Origin of the sequence: Streptomyces sp. SP17BM10 (genome assembly GCF_036322405.1) — a bacterium.
Lineage (GTDB): Bacteria > Actinomycetota > Actinomycetes > Streptomycetales > Streptomycetaceae > Kitasatospora.
Map to the genome: position 1 here is coordinate 71,719 of NZ_JAQYXB010000661.1, position 17,996 is coordinate 89,714.

14 protein-coding genes, 1 tRNA gene and 1 riboswitch are annotated in these 17,996 nt (G+C 72.3%); of the genes, 9 read left to right on the plus strand and 6 right to left on the minus strand.

Features of this window, described 5'->3' with window-relative positions; genetic code table 11:
* Nucleotides 1-18 precede the first annotated feature (18 nt).
* Both PUR71_RS31085 and PUR71_RS31090 read right to left on the minus strand, forming a co-directional pair.
* Nucleotides 19-1,080, minus strand: a complete 1,062-nt coding sequence (locus PUR71_RS31085; protein ID WP_329930498.1) for an iron-containing alcohol dehydrogenase family protein — start codon at nucleotides 1,078-1,080, stop codon at nucleotides 19-21.
* Nucleotides 1,068-1,823: a phosphocholine cytidylyltransferase family protein gene (locus tag PUR71_RS31090; RefSeq protein ID WP_329930499.1), complete on the minus strand. Its 756-nt coding sequence runs from the start codon at nucleotides 1,821-1,823 to the stop codon at nucleotides 1,068-1,070. Before PUR71_RS31090 ends, PUR71_RS31085 begins: the two co-directional genes overlap by 13 nt.
* A gap of 516 nt (nucleotides 1,824-2,339) precedes the next feature.
* Between PUR71_RS31090 and idi the strand changes: the two genes are divergently transcribed.
* Nucleotides 2,340-2,990, plus strand: coding sequence for an isopentenyl-diphosphate Delta-isomerase (gene idi / locus PUR71_RS31095; RefSeq protein ID WP_329930500.1), 651 nt, complete (start codon nucleotides 2,340-2,342; stop codon nucleotides 2,988-2,990).
* A 12-nt stretch (nucleotides 2,991-3,002) separates the two neighbouring features.
* On the opposite strand, the gene PUR71_RS31100 is transcribed toward idi, so the two are convergent.
* Nucleotides 3,003-3,512 carry an ATP-binding protein gene (locus PUR71_RS31100; RefSeq protein WP_329930874.1) on the minus strand — a complete coding sequence of 170 codons (510 nt, stop codon included), beginning with the start codon at nucleotides 3,510-3,512 and terminating at the stop codon, nucleotides 3,003-3,005.
* 334 nt (nucleotides 3,513-3,846) lie between these two features.
* On the opposite strand from PUR71_RS31100, the gene PUR71_RS31105 reads away from it, so the two are divergent.
* Nucleotides 3,847-3,931, plus strand: a tRNA-Leu gene (locus tag PUR71_RS31105).
* A gap of 291 nt (nucleotides 3,932-4,222) precedes the next feature.
* Complete coding sequence (locus PUR71_RS31110; protein ID WP_329930501.1) at nucleotides 4,223-5,905, plus strand: APC family permease; 1,683 nt, start codon at nucleotides 4,223-4,225, stop codon at nucleotides 5,903-5,905.
* A gap of 193 nt (nucleotides 5,906-6,098) precedes the next feature.
* Here PUR71_RS31110 and PUR71_RS31115 read toward each other — a convergent pair whose 3' ends face one another.
* Nucleotides 6,099-7,100, minus strand: coding sequence for a class I SAM-dependent methyltransferase (locus PUR71_RS31115; protein ID WP_329930502.1), 1,002 nt, complete (start codon nucleotides 7,098-7,100; stop codon nucleotides 6,099-6,101).
* Nucleotides 7,101-7,491: 391 nt separating this feature from the next.
* Here PUR71_RS31115 and PUR71_RS31120 point away from each other — a divergent pair, with 391 nt between their 5' ends.
* Nucleotides 7,492-8,007: a DUF6624 domain-containing protein gene (locus PUR71_RS31120; protein ID WP_329930503.1), complete on the plus strand. Its 516-nt coding sequence runs from the start codon at nucleotides 7,492-7,494 to the stop codon at nucleotides 8,005-8,007.
* Between the two features lie 277 nt (nucleotides 8,008-8,284).
* Complete coding sequence (locus PUR71_RS31125; RefSeq protein WP_443077655.1) at nucleotides 8,285-9,640, plus strand: aldehyde dehydrogenase family protein; 1,356 nt, start codon at nucleotides 8,285-8,287, stop codon at nucleotides 9,638-9,640.
* A 71-nt stretch (nucleotides 9,641-9,711) separates the two neighbouring features.
* Here the strand turns inward: PUR71_RS31125 and PUR71_RS31130 are convergent, their stop codons facing one another.
* A complete protein-coding gene (locus tag PUR71_RS31130; RefSeq protein ID WP_329930505.1) occupies nucleotides 9,712-11,232 on the minus strand; it encodes a glycine hydroxymethyltransferase in 1,521 nt (506 codons plus the stop codon).
* 20 nt (nucleotides 11,233-11,252) lie between these two features.
* A riboswitch (ZMP/ZTP riboswitch) is annotated at nucleotides 11,253-11,349 on the minus strand.
* A gap of 294 nt (nucleotides 11,350-11,643) precedes the next feature.
* On the opposite strand from PUR71_RS31130, the gene PUR71_RS31135 reads away from it, so the two are divergent.
* From PUR71_RS31135 to PUR71_RS31150, 4 genes are all read left to right on the plus strand, one after another.
* Nucleotides 11,644-12,624 (plus strand): ABC transporter permease, encoded by a 981-nt coding sequence (locus PUR71_RS31135; protein WP_329930506.1) that lies wholly within the window; start codon nucleotides 11,644-11,646, stop codon nucleotides 12,622-12,624.
* A 101-nt stretch (nucleotides 12,625-12,725) separates the two neighbouring features.
* Entirely contained in the window at nucleotides 12,726-14,486 is a 1,761-nt protein-coding gene (locus PUR71_RS31140) for an ABC transporter substrate-binding protein (RefSeq protein WP_329930507.1), read from the plus strand.
* A gap of 26 nt (nucleotides 14,487-14,512) precedes the next feature.
* Entirely contained in the window at nucleotides 14,513-15,505 is a 993-nt protein-coding gene (locus tag PUR71_RS31145) for an ABC transporter permease (RefSeq protein WP_329930508.1), read from the plus strand.
* Nucleotides 15,506-15,579: 74 nt separating this feature from the next.
* Nucleotides 15,580-17,418 (plus strand): dipeptide ABC transporter ATP-binding protein, encoded by a 1,839-nt coding sequence (locus PUR71_RS31150; RefSeq protein WP_443077631.1) that lies wholly within the window; start codon nucleotides 15,580-15,582, stop codon nucleotides 17,416-17,418.
* On the opposite strand, the gene PUR71_RS31155 is transcribed toward PUR71_RS31150, so the two are convergent.
* Nucleotides 17,340-17,990 (minus strand): GNAT family N-acetyltransferase, encoded by a 651-nt coding sequence (locus PUR71_RS31155; protein ID WP_329930510.1) that lies wholly within the window; start codon nucleotides 17,988-17,990, stop codon nucleotides 17,340-17,342. The two genes, PUR71_RS31150 and PUR71_RS31155, sit on opposite strands and share 79 nt — an antisense overlap.
* Between the last annotated feature and the right edge of the window lie 6 nt (nucleotides 17,991-17,996).

Consider the following 17,996-nt stretch of genomic DNA (forward strand, 5'->3'; position numbering starts at 1 on the left):
GCACCCGCGGTGGAGGGGTCAGCTGTTGACGGCTTGGACATAGTCGGCGTACGCGTCCCTGATTGCTGAGGGGGAGAGGTCGAGGTGCTCGAGGATGGTGAAGCGGCCCGGCCGGGTGTTCGGAGCGTAGTGCACCGCCTCGGTGAACTCCGCCTCGGTGAAGCCGATCTGAGCGGCGGTCACCGGCAGTCCGTGGCGCGCCAGGCGCTCCACGATCAGACCGGTCAGCTCGCGCTCGCCCCGCAGGAAGCTGGCGAACGCCGCGCCGAGGCCGACCTGTTCGCCGTGCTGGGCGGACCGCTTGGGATACAGCACGTCCAGGGCATGCGAGATCTCGTGGCAGGCGCCCGACGAGGGCCGGGTGCTGCCCGCGATGTTCATCGCGATGCCGGACAGTACCAGGGCTTCCGCGAGCGCCGTCAGGAGGTCCTGGTCCGCCAGGTTCCCGGGGTGGCGCAGCAGGTTCTCGCCCGCCGAGCGGGCCATCGCCACGGCCAGCCCGTCCACCGGCTCGCCGGTGACCGCGTGCGAAAGCTCCCAGTCCGCGCAGGCGGAGATGTTGGAGACGACGTCGCCGATGCCGGCCGCCACGAAGCGCGGCGGGGCCTGGCGGATCACGTCCAGGTCGACGACGATGCCGATCGGGCTGGGCACCCCGTAGGAGCCCCGGCCGGCGTCGTTGTCGAGCGTGGAGACCGGCGAGCAGATGCCGTCGTGCGCGAGGTTGGTGGCCACCGCGACCAGCGGCAGGCCGACCCGGGCCGCGGCGTACTTGGCGGCGTCGATGATCTTGCCGCCGCCCAGACCCACGACCGCGTCGTAGTGGCCGCCGCGCATCTCCTCGGCGAAGCGCACCGCGCTGTCCAGGCTGCCGTCGTCCACACTGAACCAGTCGGCGCCGGGCAGCGCCGGCTCCAGGCGCTCGCGCATCGCGGCACCCGAGCCGTTGCTGATGGCCACCGCGATCCGGCCCGAGGCCGACAGCCGCTGGTCCGCGAGGATCCCGCCGAGCGCGTCCAGTGCGCCCGGGCGGACCTCGACGAACAGCGGCGAGGGGACCAGTCGGGTCAGTACCGGCACGCGATCTCCCGTGCCTTCGCCAGGTCGTCGTGGTTGTCGACCTCGACCCAGGAGACCTCGCCGATCGGCTGCACGTCGATCCGCAGGCCCCTGTCGACCATCTCCTGGTAGCCGTCCTCGTAGTACAGCTGCGGGTCGCGCTCGTAGGTGGCGCGCAGCGCGTCGGTGAGGTCCGCGGCGGCGGAGGGGTTGATCACGGTGACGCCGATGTACTCGCCGCTCGCCTCGGCCGGGTCCATCAGCTTGGTGATGCGGCGCATGCCGGCGGCCGGGTCGACGACGACCTTCATCTCCTCGTCGGCGAGCTTCTTCACCGTGTCGAGGGCGAGCAGGATGCCCGGGGCCTCGCCGGCCTCGGTCAGGCGGCGGTTGCCCTCCAGCATGGTGCGCTGGACGGAGGCCGGGTGGACGGTGTCGCCGTTGGCGAGCAGCAGGCCCTCGGCGAAGAGGTCACGGGCGCACCACAGGGAGTAGGCGTTGTTCCACTCCTCGGCCTTGTCGTTCTCGACCAGGTGGAGCTTGACGCCGTACGTGCTCTCCAGGGCGTCCTTGCGGTCGTACACCGCCTCCTTGCGGTAGCCGACGACGATCGCGGCCTCGCGCAGCCCGACCTCGGCGAAGTTGCCGAGGGTGAGGTCCAGGACGGTCCGCTCCCCGTCGACCGGCACCAGCGCCTTGGGCAGGGTGTCGGTGTACGGGCGCAACCGGCGGCCGGCGCCGGCTGCCAGAACGAGGCCGATCATGCGGGGGTCTCCTGATCCGTCGTGCTGTGCGCGGGTGCGCCGGGGCACCGGACCGAGTCGACCGGGCCGCGCGACCGGCGCGCCGGTGCCGGCGCAGATGCGGGCACCTTGTCCTAAGTGATGGTAGGCGACCGGGGCGACCAGCCCGAACGCGGCCGGGGAGCTGGGAGGTCACTGAACGGTGGCTGGGAACGACGGCCGGAGCGGGCGCGCCGGGGCGGGCGCGAACCGCCCCGCCGCGCCTACGGGAGCGCCCGAACGGGTCTCGAACGACTCCGAACCCTTTTGCTAACTCCATGACCCTTCCGGGGCCCTCTGACGTCCTTGTCTGCCCGGAAAAGTCCCCCTGAGGGTCATGATCCGCCAGGTTGTGCGTGGGACCCGTGCCGACCGCCACCCATACGGCAGACTGGAGCCCGACGCCGGCGCCGGTGCCCCCGCTGCGTCCGATGCACCCGCTGCACGCGACGCAACCCGATGCTTCCGTTGCTCACGCCCCCCGAAAGAGGCCGCCCCATGCCCCAGAGTCCGCCGACCAGCCCGACGCACTTCACCTCCGAGATCGACACCGGTCTCGACGTGGAGACCGACGTGACGGCCGACCCCGGGGGCACCGCCGGTGGCGCCGGTCCGGAGATCCTCCTGGAGCTCGTCGACGACGAGGGCGCGACCATCGGAACGGCCGAGAAGCTCTGGGCCCACCAGCAGCCGGGCCGCCTGCACCGGGCCTTCTCGGTGTTCCTCTTCGACCGCCAGGGCCGGCTGCTGCTCCAGCGCCGGGCCCTGGGCAAGTACCACTCCCCCGGCGTCTGGTCGAACACCTGCTGCGGCCACCCCTACCCGGACGAGCCGCCGTTCGTCGCCGCCGCCCGCCGCACCGCGGAGGAGCTGGGCGTCGCGCCGGCGCTGCTGTGCGAGGCCGGGACGGTGCGCTACGACCTGCCGGACGAGGCCTCCGGGCTGATCGAGCGCGAGTGGAACCACCTGTTCGTGGGCCTGGTCACGGCGCCGGTCCTCCCGCACCCGGACGAGGTGGACGACTACGCCTTCGTCACCGCGCAGGAGCTGCGCGAGCTGCGGGCCGAGCGGCCGTTCTCGGTGTGGTTCGAGACGGTCTTCGAGGCGGCGCTGCCGGGGATCCGGGAGATCGCCGGACGGGACTGGTAGCGGCCCGGGTGGTCACGGGCGGTCGTCGTGCCGCGGGGGGACGGGCAGCGAGGCCCAGATGACCTTGCCGCCCTCCCCCGTCCGCTCCACGTCGCACACGCCGCCGGCTTGGAGCGTCACGCTCTTGACCAGGAGCAGGCCGCGCCCCCCGGTGCGGCCGGTGTCGCTCTCCAGCGCCTTCGGGCGGTACGGATCGCCGTCCTCGACCGACACCCGCACCCAGCCGTCGCGCACCGCCAGCTCGGTGGTCACCTCGGGCGAGAGCTCGGCGGCGTGCGTCACGGCGTTGCTGACCAGCTCGGAGACGATCAGCAGCACGTCGTCCACCAGCTCCTGGTAGCGCACCCCGGCCATGCCCTGGGCCAGCAGGCGGTCGCGCACCGCGTGCCGGGTGCGCGGCACCGAGGACGCGCAGGCGGGCACCGGGAAGCGCCAGACGCCCTCGGCCGGCTCCGGCACCGGGCGGGCGGGCCCGTGCAGGGCCCGGTCGCGTCTCGGCTCGGCCTCCGCCGCCCCGCTGATCTGCTCCACGTCCAGCCGCCCTTCGTCCGCGACCCGGGAATCAGGCGTTCCGCTGGCGCCCTCGGTCCACAGAGGCTAGGAGAGCCGCCACCGGGACCGCGGCACCGTCGAGAAGTTGCCCGTGTCGGACCGGTGTCGACCGGTCCTGATCGGCTCAGCGTCAGGATCGGACCGGTTCCTTCGTGGGCTTGTTGCGCCGTGAGGAGCCTCGGCTGCCGGTTCCGGGCGGGGCCGTGGTCCCCGCCGGGGAAACGCAGGTGAGAAGCACTCCAGAACCCTGGTAATGTTCTCTCTGTCGCCGAGGGGGCGAGAAAAACCCCGAAGCACACACCCCGTCCGGGTGGCGGAATGGCAGACGCGCTAGCTTGAGGTGCTAGTGCCCTTTATCGGGCGTGGGGGTTCAAGTCCCCCCTCGGACACCGTCGAATTCCCCGTGGATCCGCAAGGATTCCGCGGGGAATTTTTTGTTTTCCGTCCGCCAGGCCTGGCCGGGCCCGGCCAGTGCGCCGCGCTGCCGCCGCCGCGTTCCGAGGGCGTTGGAGCCCCGGAGACCGGACACGAGATGGCAACAATCGGACGGTTTGAGCTTCCCCTGAGGTAAACGCCCCTTTTCGCCCCATAGGCTGCTGGGCGTTTGTGTCCGGAATGGCGACTCATGACCGCAAAAACCACGACACCACCCGTCGACCCCGAGCGAGAGGACCGATACGTTGAGTGAGCCCGAGCCGTCAACGGCATCGCACCAGAACCACTACCGACGCTCGCTCGGCACCATCAGCCTCACCGCCGTCGGGCTGGGCTCGATCATCGGCTCCGGGTGGCTGTTCGGCGCCGAGCGGGCCGCCAAGCTCGCCGGCCCCGCCTCGATCCTCGCCTGGGTGATCGGCGCCGCCGTGGCCCTGACCATCGCCCTCACCTACAGCGAGCTCGGGTCGATGTTCCCGAAGGCCGGCGGCATGGTCCGCTACGGCCAGTACTCGCACGGCTCGCTGGCCGGCTACCTCGCCGCCTGGGCCAACTGGATCGCCATCGTCTCCGTCATCCCCGGCGAGGCCACGGCGTCCGTCCAGTACATGAGCTCCTGGCACTTCGGCTGGGCCAAGGGGCTGTACGACGGGCAGGAACTGACCGTCAGCGGTGTCGCCCTCGCGAGCGTGCTGCTGCTCGTCTACTTCGCCCTCAACTGGTTCGCGATCACGCTGTTCGCCAAGACCAACACCGCGATCACCGTCTTCAAGGTCATCGTCCCGACCCTGACCGCGGGCGCGCTGCTCCTCGCGCACTTCGACAGCGCGCACTTCACCGACCACGGCGGCTTCGCGCCCAACGGCTGGAGCGCGGTGTTCACCGCCGTCGCCGTCTCCGGCATCGTCTGGGCCTTCAACGGCTTCCAGTCGCCGCTCAACCTGGCCGGCGAGGCCCGCGACCCCGGCAAGTCGCTGCCCAAGGCCGTCATCGGCTCGATCCTGATCGCCCTGGTGATCTACGTCGCGCTGCAGATCGCCTTCCTCGGCGCCATCCCGGCCGCCGACCTGTCCCACGGTTGGGGCGGCCTCGGCTACACCTCGCCGCTCGCCGACCTCGCCATCGCCTGGGGCATCAACTGGCTCGCGATCCTGCTGTACGCGGACGCGTTCATCTCGCCCTCCGGCACCGGCATGATCTACGCCGCCACCACCTCGCGCATGATCCACGGCGTGCAGGAGAACGGCCACCTGCCGAAGCTCTTCGGCAAGGTCGACCCCAAGACCGGCATCCCGCGCCCCGCGCTGGTGCTCAACCTCGGCGTCGCGTTCCTGTTCCTGGCCGTCTTCCGCGGCTGGGGCTCGCTCGCCGAGATCGTCTCGGTCGCCACCGTCATCTCGTACATCACCGGCCCGGTCGCCGTCATGGCGCTGCGTCGCCTCGCCCCGGACCTTCCGCGCCCGGTGCGGCTGCGCGCGATGCCGGTCATCGCTCCGGTCGCGATGGTCTTCGGCTCGCTGGTCCTGTACTGGGCCCGCTGGCCGCTGACCGGCAAGGTCATCCTGCTGATGGCCGCCGGCCTGCCGATCTGGGCCTGGTACGAGCTGCGCAAGCCGTGGGCCGTGCTGCGTCCGCACCTGATCGCCGGCGCCTGGATGGTCGCCTACCTGTTCGTGATGGCGGGCGTCTCGTGGGCGGGCAGTTCCGACTTCGGCGGGCACGGCTACCTGCCGGAGGGCTGGGACCTGCTGATCGTCGCCGCGATCGGTCTCGCGTTCTACCGCTGGGGCGTCGCGAGCGCCTGGGCGAACCCGTCGCTGGCGGAGGTCCGCCGCGAGCTGAGCGAGGCCGAGGAGGCGTCGTCCGGCGCGGCGTCGGAGTCCGGCGCGGACTCGCGCCCGGCGTCGCAGGAGCCGTCGCGGACGTGACGGCCTGAGGGCGGGAGCCGAACACGGGAGTGCCGGTCGAGCTTGGCTCGGCCGGCACTTCTTTGCTCGGATCCAGGGGCAACCGAGGGCTCACAGCCGACGGCGGACGAGTTTCAGCGAACAGATTTCAAAATCTGTTCGCTGAAATCTGTCATCTGTCATCTGTCACCTGTCACCTGTCACCCGCTCACCGTCACCCCCGGCGGGCGCGGCGGATCGCCGAGGTGACGACCGGGGGGAGCAGGTCGCGGGCGGCGCGCTTGGCGACGTTGGCCGGGCGGCGCTGCTCGGCGGCGCGGGCGCGGCGGGCGGCGAGGTCGCGGGCGGCCTCCTCCTGCGACTCCAGGAGCGCCCGGCGCGAGTCCTCGGCGGCCCGGTCGGCCTCGCGGCGGGCGCTCAGCGCGGCGAGCCTCGCTTGGTGGCGGGACGGCCGGAACGGCTCGATGCCCTCCGAGGTGCCGGTCATGCGCAGCAACTGCCCGCCGTTGAGGGTCTCGGTGCTCAGCTGACAGCCCGCGGCGAGGTCCACCCGGTCCAGTAGGTCCCGCTGGAAGGGCCCCGGGTCCCCCCAGGTGCCGTAGAACTTGCACTCGGTGAGCAGGATCGGCCTGAGCCCGTGGTTGAACACCGCCTCCCAGGTGGCTGCGGCGACGCCCGGCGTGTGCTGGGAGCGGTAGTCGTCGAGCACCACGACACCCTGGTCCTGCAGTGCGATGCGGGCCACCTGGAGGTCGCCGACCACGTGCTCGTACAGGTGCGAGGCGTCGATGTGGATGAACCGGAATGCGTCCGCCGCTATCCGCCCGCCCGCCAGCGCCGAGGTCGGCGCCTGGATGATCTCCGGCAGCTCGCTGTGGAACGACAGGTAATTCGACTCGAAGGCCGACCGGGTCAGGGTCTTGCGGTAGGACATGTCCATTTCAGCGGCGTTCTCGTCGTCCGGCGCGTCCGAGTCGAAGAGGTCACAGACGGTGAACGACTCACCGGGCTGGAGGTGCTCCCCGATGACGATGGCGCTGCGCCCCAGGTATGCGCCCATTTCCAGCAGGTCGCCCGTGACACCGGCCTTCTCCTGCCGCCCCAGGAACCATTCGAAGGAATGCCGGTCGTGGTCCCAGAACCACCCCGGCACGTCGTCCAGCGAGGCCGGCTCGGCGGGCCGGTGCTGCTCGTCGGTGAACGCGGCGTCGGTCACGGGGGAAGCTCCTTTTGCGGTACGGATGACCTGCGGAATCGAGCCAGACCTCAGAGCGGTGGCGCCCTGTCGCCCACCGCGGGGGCGCGCGACGTGTCGACGGTGTGCACACGTCCTGCACCCGCCGCCAACCGTAGCCCCCCACAGCTGAGTTCGCTGCAATCTACAGCGCCGTCCGCGCGATTGAGGAGCCTTTCGGGCACAAGGGTTTCGTGAACCGTCGCATCGGGCCGGAAGCCGAACACGGCCGCGCCGATCACGTCCATCCATTGTGCCCGCTCCGCTGCGCTGAGTCACCATTCCCGGGAATGATCTTCGTCGTTTTTCGGCGGCCTACCGTGGAACACCGTCGGCCCCCGTCGCGGCGGCCGGAAACGAGGATCGGAGCGAGATGACGACGACCGGACACGATTTCGCCAAACTGGCGGGGGAATTGACGGCGATGATGGCCGAGGACGCCGCCGCCGCGCGGCTGGCCAACAGCCCCGACCTCGCCGAGCAGGCCGCCTGGCGGCGGCTCACCGCCGGCCACGGGGACCGGCTGGCCGCGATCATGGCCGAGCACGGCTGGCCCACCGAGGCACTGGTCGGGGCGGACGCGGCGAAGGCCGCCTGGCTGATCGCCCAGCACGCCGACCGCCAACTCGACGTCCAGCGCCGGGCCGCGGAGCTGATGGCCGCGGCCGTCGCGGACGGCGCCGCGAGCGGGCGTGACCTGGCGTTCCTTCAGGACCGGCTCGCCGTCAACGAGGGTCGTGAACAGCGGTACGGCACGCAGATCGGCGCGGTCTCGGACGGCCACCCGGTGCCGTGGCCCTGCGAGGACCCGGAGCGGCTGGACGAGCGGCGCGCCGAGGTGGGGATCGAGCCGTTCGCCGAGTACACCTCGCGGTTCGCACCAAGGTGACCGCGAGGTCCGCCGGAGCGGATTGACTCTTGCGCGCGGCCACCCCGGCCGCCTTGACTTGGCCTTTGAACAGCGCTGGTGGTCAGGCGCGGTGGAGCGCGGTCGGAAGGCCAGGCGGACGGGAGGACGGTCGGTGCAGGACGACGCGGGGCGGGACGCGCGGAACGACGGGCGGAACGACGGGCGGGGCGGGGAGCAGCAGGGCGGCCAGTGGTTCGGGGACCACTCGGACCAGTACGTCGACGGCGCCTGGCGCCCGTCCGGTGACACCGGGTCGATCGAGGTGCTGAACCCCGCGACCGAGCGGGTGATCGCCACCGTGCCGGCCGGCGGCGCGGCCGACGTGGACGCCGCGGTCGCCGCGGCCCGCCGGTCGGCGCGGGCCTGGGCCACGAGTACCCGGGAGGAGCGGCTCGCGCTGCTCACCCGGCTCCGGGACGGCCTCGCCGGGGCGCAGGAGGAGATCACCGCGACGGTGGTCGCCGAACTCGGCGCCCCGGTGGGCTTCGCGGCCGCCGTCCACGCCGGGCTGCCGCTGACCGTCGCCTCCTCCTATCTGACGCTGCTCGCCGAGCACCCCTTCGAGGAGCGGATCGGCAACTCACTGGTGCTGGCCGAGCCGGCCGGGGTGATCGCGGCGATCACGCCGTGGAACTACCCGCTGCACCAGATCGTGGCCAAGGTCGTCCCGGCGCTGGCGGCCGGCTGCCCGGTGGTCCTCAAGCCGGCCGAGGACACGCCGCTGGTGGCGCGGCTGTTCGCCCGGCTGGTGCACGAAGCGGGCTTCCCCGCGGGCGTGTTCAACCTGGTGACCGGCACCGGCGCGGTGGCGGGCGCGGCACTCGCCGCCCACCGGGACGTGGACGTCGTGTCGTTCACCGGCTCCACCGCCGTCGGCCGCACCGTCGCCGAGACGGCCGGGCGCGGCCTGAAGCGGGTCGCCCTGGAGCTGGGCGGCAAGTCCGCCAACGTGGTGCTGCCCGGTGCCGACCTGACCCGCGCGGTCAACGTCAACGTGGCCAACGTGTTCGCCAACTCGGGCCAGACGTGCAGCGCGTGGACGAGGCTGCTGGTGCACCGGGACCACTACGAGGAGGCCGTCTCGATGGCGGCGAAGGCCGCCGAGAAGTACGTCCCGGGCGATCCGACCGATCCGCGCACGCGCATCGGGCCCGTGGTCAACGCCAAGCAGCTGGCGCGGGTGCGCGGTTACCTGGAGGGCGCGATCACCGAGGGCGCCCGGGTGGTCGCCGGCGGTCCCGAGCCGATCACCGAGCTGCCCGCCGGCTTCTACGTCCGACCGACCGTACTCGCCGATGTCACACCGGACATGACGGTCGCCCAGGAAGAGGTGTTCGGGCCGGTGCTGGTGATCCTCCCCTACCGCGACGAGGAGCACGCCGCCGAACTCGCCAACGGCACCGAGTACGGCCTGGCCGGCGGCGTCTGGGCGGCCGACACCGACACCGCCGCCGCCTTCGCCCGCCGCCTCGACACCGGCCAGGTCGACCTCAACGGCGGGCGCTTCAACCCCCTGGCCCCCTTCGGCGGTTACAAGAGCTCGGGCCTCGGCCGCGAGCTCGGCCGCCACGGCCTGGAGGAGTTCCTGCAGTACAAGTCGCTGCAGTACTGACCACGGCGCGCGCCGAACCGGGCTCGGGGGCGGGATGCGGCAACGCGTCCCGCCCCCGAGGGCTTCGCCCGTCAGACCAGGTCGACGCCCGGGTAGAGCGGGAAGGGCGCGAGGAGGTCGGCGGCGCGCTTGGCGATGCCGTCACGGAGGGCCTCGTCCAGGACGTACTGGGCCTTCGACGGGGCGCCGTTCGCGGTCGTGGTGGGGCTCGTGCCGCGCAGGACGGTGTCGATGAGGGCGGCGATCTCGTCCATCTCGGCGGCGCCGAGGCCCCGGGTGGTGAGCGCGGGGGTGCCGAGGCGGACGCCGGAGGTGTACCAGGCGCCGTTCGGGTCCCGCGGGACGGAGTTGCGGTTGGTGACGATGCCCGAGTCGAGCAGCGCCGCCTCGGCCTGACGACCCGTCAGGCCGTAGCCGGAGACGTCCGCGAGGACCAGGTGGTTGTCGGTGCCGCCGGTCACCAGCGTCCCGCCGCGGCGCAGCAGGCCCTCGGCGAGCGCCTGCGCGTTGTCCACGACGGCCCGGGCGTACGCCCGGAACTCCGGGCGGCGGGCCTCGGCGAACGCGACCGCCTTGGCGGCCATGACGTGCGAGAGCGGGCCGCCGAGGACCAGCGGGCAGCCGCGGTCGACGTGCTCGGCCAGCTCGGCGGTGGACAGCACCATGCCGCCGCGCGGGCCGCGCAGCGACTTGTGGGTGGTCGTGGTGACGACGTGGGCGTGCGGCACCGGGTCGAAGTCGCCGGTGAACACCTTGCCCGCGACGAGGCCCGCGAAGTGCGCCATGTCGACCATGAGCGTCGCGCCGACCTCGTCCGCGATCTCGCGCATCCGGCGGAAGTCCACGCGCCGCGGGTAGGCGGAGTACCCGGCCACCAGGATCAGCGGGCGGAACTCGCGGGCCGTCTCGCGCAGCGCGTCGTAGTCGATCAGGCCGGTGGCCGGGTCGGTGCCGTAGCTGCGCTGCTCGAACATCTTGCCCGAGATGTTGGGCCGGAAGCCGTGGGTGAGGTGGCCGCCGGTGTCCAGGGACATGCCGAGCATCCGCTGGTTGCCGAGCTCGTGGCGCAGCTGCGCCCAGTCCTGCTCGGTGAGGTCGTTGACGTTGCGGACCTTGGCGCGCTCCAGGGCCGGGCTCTCGACGCGCTGGGAGAGGACGGCCCAGAAGGCGGTCAGGTTGGCGTCGATGCCGGAGTGCGGCTGGACGTAGGCGTGGTCGGCGCCGAACAGGGCGCGGGCGTGCTCGGCGGCGACGGTCTCGACGGTGTCGACGTTGCGGCAGCCGGCGTAGAAGCGGCGCCCGGCGGTGCCCTCGGCGTACTTGTCGCTGAGCCAGTTGCCCATGGCGAGCAGGACGGCCGGGGAGGCGTAGTTCTCGCTGGCGATCAGCTTGAGGGAGGCGCGCTGGTCCTCGATCTCGCGGCCGATGGCGGCGGCGATGCGCGGCTCGACGCCCGCGACGACGTCGAGGGCGCTGCGGAAGGCGGTGTTCGCGGCGGCGCCGGCGGCGGTGTGGGGCTGGAGCGCGGCGTCGAGCGGGGCCTGGGGCCGGTGCTCGGGCTGGGCGGGCTGGGGCTGGGGCTGGGCGGCCAAGGCGGTCTCCTGATGGGGATGCGAAGGGCCCAGGCGCTCGGCAACCGCTCGTGACAGGGCACGGGGCCGCTTCCCGATGGTTGATTCCATCCCTACGCGCCAGTCGCGACCCACCGGGATCCTACCAATACCCGCCAGGGTGTGGCGCAGATCTCAGAATGCGGGACGCCCGAGGTGCTTTGGGAGCTTTTGCCCGTTCTCCTGCGACAGGCGTGTTGCGACGCCGTGAAGCCGACGAGCCGGCCGAAACAATGCGCAACAAATCGACCGGAAGTGATTTGCCGGAGGTCCATCGCATCCGATCTGATGGCAATGTGCCGGACGCCGGGAAACCCTCGGAGACGGCTCGGAAATGCATGTCATCGCCCCCTCACCCCACCGGGCTGCGGAGAATTCTGGAGTACGCCTCGCATGGCCATCGTCGAAACAGTCTCGGCACCCGGTCCAGCCGTCCCGCCGTCCCCGGCCCCGGGCGGTCCGCTCCGCCGGATCCTGCGCGACCGGGTCGGCGCCGCCGCCCTCGCCGTCGTCCTGCTATTCCTGCTCCTCGCGCTCATCGCACCGCTGATCGCCGCCCTGTACGGGAAGAACCCGGCCGAGCACTACGGCCAGAACGCTCCTGACCTGCTCAGCGACGGGGGACTGCCCGTGCTGGCGAACGGCGGCATCTCCGGCGACTTCTGGTTCGGCCTGGAGCCGGGCCTCGGCCGGGACGTGTTCACCCAGCTGCTGTACGGCATCCGCACCTCGCTGCTGATCGCCTTCGCGTCCGCCGCCGCGACGACCGCGCTCGGCGTGCTGGCCGGCGTCGCGGTCGGTCATCTGGGCGGAATCGCGGACCGCCTGTTCGGCTTCCTCGCGAACGTGCTGCTCGCCTTTCCTACGCTGCTCCTGCTGCTCGCGCTCAGTCCGGTCATCCAATCCAGGCTGGTCGATCCGGGCGCCGCGGAACCGGAATGGATGCAGTTCCTGGTGCTGATCCTGGTATTCGCCGCGTTCGGCTGGATTCCGCTCGCTCTTTCCCTCCGGGCCACCGTCCGATCGCTGCGGGAACGGGATTTCGTGCAATCCGCCCGCGCCCAGGGGGCCAGCGGATTCCACGTCGTCGTGCGGGAATTGCTGCCGAACGTCCGCTCGCAACTGCTGGTGCACGTGACGATGGCGGTTCCGGCGTTCGTCGCGTCGGAGGCGGTGCTGTCGTTCCTCGGGGTCGGCATCACCGAGCCGGTCCCGGACTGGGGCCGGATGATCGCCCGCGGCGCCGAGGTGTTCCGGGCCGACCCGACGTACATGGCCTTCCCCGGCGTGGCGCTGCTGCTCTTCGTCCTCGCCTTCAACCTGCTCGGCGACGCCGTCCGGGACGCCCTGGACCCGCGGTCGGGCCGGCGCTGAACCCTCGGTGCGCCGTGACCGCCCTCCCCGTTTTCACCGTTCGTCCTTTCACCGTTCGTCCGTCCGATGGCCCCGCCCGCCGGGGCAAGGAGAGATTCGCCATGCGCTGGACCCGCAGGACCGGTCCGTCCCTCGCCGTCGTCGCCACCGCCCTCCTCGCGACCTCCTGCTCGGCCGGCGCGGGCACGGGTTCCGCCTCGAACCCGGCCGCCGCCAAGGAGACCTCCCCGCTCACCGCCGTGCTCGGCGGGGAGCGGGAGAGCGCCGGGCCCGCCCCGGCCGTGCCGGACGCCCGCAAGGGCGGGACGGTCAACGTGTACAACAGCGTCGAGTTCCGCCACCTCGACCCGCAGAAGGTCTACGCCGGCGCCGCGTACAACGCCTCACTGCTCTGGGGACGCCAGTTGACGCAGTATCAAGTCACCGACGGTAAGGCGAAGTTGGTCGGCGACCTCGCCACCGACACCGGCACCTCCGCCGACGGCGGCCGCACCTGGACCTACCGCCTCAAGGACGGCGTCGCCTGGGAGGACGGCAAGCCGATCACCGCCCAGGACGTCAAGTACGGCATCGAACGAAGCTTCGGCAAGGGCTACGAGGTCGGCCCGCCGTACTGGCCGCAGTGGCTCACCGGCGCGGCGAGCTACGAGGACGCACGCAAGAAGTACGCAGGCCCGCAGGACGGCGAGCTCGCCGCCATCGAGACGCCCGACGAGCGCACCGTCGTCTTCCACTTCCCGCAGCCGCAGGCCGACGTGCCGTACATGGCCGCGCAGTCCTCGTCCTCTCCGGTGCGCCGCGACAAGGACACCGGCACCGACTACGACCGGCTGCCGTTCGCCACCGGCCCCTACCGGATCGCCGAGCACGTCCAGAACACCCGCATGGTGTTGGAGCGCAACCCCTACTGGAAGGCCGGGACCGACCCCGTCCGCAACCAGTACCCGGACCGGTTCGTCTTCACGTACGGCAAGGAGGCGCTCAACATCAACCAGGAGATCCTCTCCGGCCGCGACGGCGGCGCCGACGCCACCACCGCCTCCGACGAGCTCTCCCCCGAGCTGTACCAGAGCGTCGACACCGACCCCGAGGCCAAGGACCTCGTCGTCTCCGGCCGCCAGGGCGCCTTCGTCACCCAACTCGTGATCAACAACGAGCGCGTGCCGGACGCCGAGGTCCGCAAGGCCCTGCACCTCGCCTACCCCCGCCAGCAGGCCCGCCAGGTCCAGGGCGGCTCCCGCGTCGGCGAACTCGCCACCACGCTCAGCTCGCCCGCGCTGATCGACTGGCAGAAGTACGACCTCTACCCGGCCAGGCCCGAGGGCGACCCGGACGCCGCCAAGGCGCAGCTCGCCAAGGCCGGACAGCCGCCCGCGAGCCTCACCTACGGCTACAAGAACACGCCGGACGGGCAGCGCGTGGCGCAGGTGCTCGTCGACGGCTTCGCCAGGGCCGGGATCACCGTCGTACCCAAGCCCGTCGATCCGAAGGCCTTCCTGGACGAGGTGCACCGCGCCGGCTCCCCGTACGACCTGTACGAGGAGACCTCGTCCGTCGACTGGCCGACCCCGTCCACGCTCGTGCCGTTCGCCTTCGACGGCCGCGCCGGCGACGACCTCAACACGGCGCGCTACCGCAACCCGGCGGTCGACCGGGAGATCGACCGGATCAACGGGATCGGCGAGCCGCGCGCCAAGGCGAAGGAGCTGTACGCACTGGAGCAGACCGTCATGAAGGATGCGCCGGTGCTGCCGTTCGTCTACCCGACCGCCAACCAGCTGCGCGGCAGGAACGTCGGCGGGGCGTTCATCCACCCGATCTACGGGACGGTCGGGCTCGCCTGGCTGTACCTGAAGTCCTGATCCGGTCCGCTCCCGAGGTTGCGACGATGCTCTCCTTCGCCCTGCGGCGCGCCCTCCAGGCCCTCGCCGTGCTCGCCGCGGTCTGCGCCGCCGCCTTCGCCCTGTTCCACGCCGCCCCCGCCGACCCCGCCCGCGCCGCCTGCGGACCGCGCTGCGACGGCGGCCAGGTGGCGGCGGTCCGCGTGAGCATGGGCCTGGACCGGCCGCTGCTCGCCCAGTACACCGACTACCTGACCGGGATCGTCGCCGGGCGGGACGTCGGCGACGTCGACGGCTCGGTCATCCACTGCGACGCGCCCTGCCTCGGCTACTCCTACCGGCTGCACCAGCCCGTCACCGAGGCCCTCGCCGACCACCTGCCGGTCACCCTCTCGCTCACCGCCGGTGCGCTCGCCGTGCTCGTGGTGCTCGGGCTCGGCACCGGGTTCGTCTCGGCGCTGCGGCACGGGAGGCGCACGGACCGGCTGCTCTCCGGGTTCACGCTCGTCGGCGCCAGCGTGCAGATCTACTTCCTCGGGTACGTCGCGCAGTGGGCGCTCGTCTACTCGACCGGCCTGCTGCCGCTGCCGTCGTACACCCCGCCGGCCGCCGACCCCGCCGCCTGGGCGGGCGGGATGCTGCTGCCCTGGCTCGTCCTCGGCTTCGTCAACTCGGCCGTCTTCGCCCGGCTCTCGCGCTCGCAGCTGCTGGAGACGATGGGCGAGGAGTACGTCCGCACCGCCCGCGCCAAGGGCCTCGGCCGGTTGCGCGCGCACCTCAAGTACACGTCGCGCGGCGCGGCCGGGCCGCTCGTGCAGCTGCTCGGGCTGGAGACCGGGGCGCTGCTGGGCGGGGCGGTCATCACCGAGACGGTGTTCGGGCTGAACGGCGTCGGGCGGTTCGCCGCGGAGGCGGTGGAGGGGCAGGACCTGCCCGCCGTCGTCGGGGCGGTGCTGCTCGCCGCGTGCTTCGTCGTCCTGTTCGTCGCGCTGGCCGACGTGGTCGTGGCCTGGCTCGATCCGCGCATCCGGCTGGCCTGAGGACGCCGGCCACTGCCGTCCACCGCTACCGTCCGCCGCATGCCGTCTGTCACGTGCCGTCCGCGGTCCGCCGCATGCGCCTGCCACGTGCCGTCCGCCGTCCGAAAGGGAGTTGTTGTCCAGTGTCGTCCGGAGTCAATGCGTCGCGTGTCGCGTCGCGTGTCGCGTCGCGCACGGAACCCGTGCTGAGCGTCCGCGACCTGTCCGTCACCTTCGCCGATCCGCGCGGCGGCCCACCGGTCGCCGCCGTCCGGGGGCTCTCGTTCGACCTCGCCCGGGGTGAAGTGCTCGGCCTGGTCGGTGAGTCGGGCTCGGGCAAGTCGGCGACCGGGCTCGCCGTGCTCGGTCTGCACGACCCGCGGACCACCACCGTCACCGGCTCGATCCGGCTGGGCGGCGATGAGTCGGCGGGCTGCGAGGAGTTGGTGGGCGCCGACGAGTCCGTGCTGCGCGAGGTGCGCGGCGGTCGGATCGCGCTGGTCTTCCAGGACGCGCTCACCTCGCTCAGCCCGTTCCACGGCGTCGGTGCCCAACTCGCCGAGACGTACCGGCTGCACCACCCCGGCACCGGCCGCGCCGAGGCCCGGCGGCGGGCGGACGCGATGCTCGACCGGGTCGGCATCCCCGCGGCCCGTGCCCGCGACTACCCGCACCTGTTCTCGGGCGGCATGCGCCAACGGGTGATGATCGCCATGGCGCTGATGAACGACCCCGAGGTGCTCATCGCCGACGAGCCGACAACGGCCCTGGACGCTCGAGTCCAGCACCAAGTCCTGGACCTGCTGGGCGAGTTGCAGCGCGAAAACGGCACGGCCGTGCTGCTGATCAGCCACGACCTCGGCGTCGTCGCCGAGACGACGGACCGCACCCTCGTCCTGCGCGGGGGCGTCGAGATCGAATCCGCGCCCACCGCTCGGCTGTTGGCCGATCCGCAGGAGCCCTACACCCGCGCACTGGTGGGAGCCGCACTCACGCTCAACTCCGTACCCGGCGCTCCCCTGCCTACTGTTGACGATCCGTCACCTCCCTCGGGATTCGGGGCACGAGTGAAGGCCCCGGAACGCGAGGCGGGACGCTGGCTCGTCGAAGTGGACGACCTCGCCGTCCACTTCCCCGGACGCCGCCGCTTCCCCGGCGGGCGCACCGAGCCCGTCAAGGCCGTCGACGGCGTGGGGCTGCGCATCGCCCCCGGCGAGACCCTCGGCCTCGTCGGCGAGTCCGGCTCCGGCAAGTCCACCACCTCGCGCGTCCTCGCCGGACTCCAGCAGCCCACCGGCGGACGCGTCTCGTACGACGGCCGGGTGATCCACGACGGCTCCGGAACCACCCGGCCCGACCGCGCCCTGCGCCGCCGGCTCAGCCGCGAGATCCAGCTCGTCTTCCAGGACCCGTACGCCTCGCTCAACCCGCGCCGCACCGTCGCCCAGACCCTCGACACCCCGCTGCGCCTGCACACCGCGCTCACCGCCGCCGAGCGGCGCGGGCGCTGCGCCGAACTGCTCGAACAGGTCGGGCTGTCCGGCGGCCACCTCGACCGCTATCCGCACGAGTTCTCCGGCGGACAGCGCCAGCGGATCGGCGTCGCGCGGGCGCTCGCCCCGGGGCCGCGGCTGATCATCGCGGACGAGCCGGTCTCCGCGCTCGACGTGTCCGTCCAGGCGCAGGTGCTCAACCTGCTGATGGAGCTGCGCGAACGGCTCGGCGTCGCCTTCCTGTTCGTCTCGCACGACCTCGCCGTCGTCCGGCACTTCTGCGACCGGGTCGCCGTGATGCACCGGGGACGGCTGGTCGAGTCCGCCGACCGCGACCGGCTGTTCGCCGCGCCGCACACGGACTACACGCGCGAACTGCTCGCCGCCGTGCCGGGGGCGGGTGCGCGGACGGTACCCGAACGGGCCGCCGTGGCCGGCTGAGGCTCGAGGTCGATGGCGAGGTCGATGGCGAGATCGGTGGCGAGGAGGGCGTACAGCTCCATGTCGCGGCGCTCGCCGGCGATCGTGCGGTGGGCGCGCAGCAGACCCTCGCGCCGGAAGCCGGCCCGTTCCGCCGTCCGCAGCGAGCCGGTGTTCCACGGCTCGATGTGCAGCTCAAGCCGGGCCAGCCCGGCCTCGCGCAGCGCCCAGTGCGCGACCGTGCGCAGGGCATGGCCGGCCACACCCAGGCCGCGGGCCGAGGCCGCCGTCCAGTAGCCGATCGTGGCCCGGCCGTCGCCCTGCGGGAACAGTCCGACGAAGCCGACGACCCGCTCGTCGGCGCGGCGGGCGACGGCGAACGGGTAGGCGGCGCCGGCCGCGGACTTGGCCCACTGGCGCTCGACGAAGGCCCGTGCGGCGTCCGCGTCGTAGCGGGCCGGGACGGTCGTCACCAGCGGGATGTACGGATCCGCGGCGGCCTCGCGGAGCACGTCCGCGTCGCTGAGCCGCCAGGGGCGCAGGTCGAACGGACCGGCGGAGAGCGTTGGCACGAACAGGGGGCTGCGGTCCATGCTCGA

Excerpts from the sequence above, each read along its gene's own strand:
- PUR71_RS31090 (WP_329930499.1), bottom strand. The coding sequence starts at position 1,823 with ATGATCGGCCTCGTTCTGGCAGCCGGCGCCGGCCGCCGGTTGCGCCCG.
- idi (WP_329930500.1), top strand. The coding sequence starts at position 2,340 with ATGCCCCAGAGTCCGCCGACCAGCCCGACGCACTTCACCTCCGAGATC.
- PUR71_RS31120 (WP_329930503.1), top strand. The coding sequence starts at position 7,492 with ATGACGACGACCGGACACGATTTCGCCAAACTGGCGGGGGAATTGACG.
- PUR71_RS31135 (WP_329930506.1), top strand. The coding sequence starts at position 11,644 with ATGGCCATCGTCGAAACAGTCTCGGCACCCGGTCCAGCCGTCCCGCCG.
- PUR71_RS31140 (WP_329930507.1), top strand. The coding sequence starts at position 12,726 with ATGCGCTGGACCCGCAGGACCGGTCCGTCCCTCGCCGTCGTCGCCACC.
- PUR71_RS31145 (WP_329930508.1), top strand. The coding sequence starts at position 14,513 with ATGCTCTCCTTCGCCCTGCGGCGCGCCCTCCAGGCCCTCGCCGTGCTC.
- PUR71_RS31150 (WP_443077631.1), top strand. The coding sequence starts at position 15,580 with ATGCGCCTGCCACGTGCCGTCCGCCGTCCGAAAGGGAGTTGTTGTCCA.
- PUR71_RS31155 (WP_329930510.1), bottom strand. The coding sequence starts at position 17,990 with ATGGACCGCAGCCCCCTGTTCGTGCCAACGCTCTCCGCCGGTCCGTTC.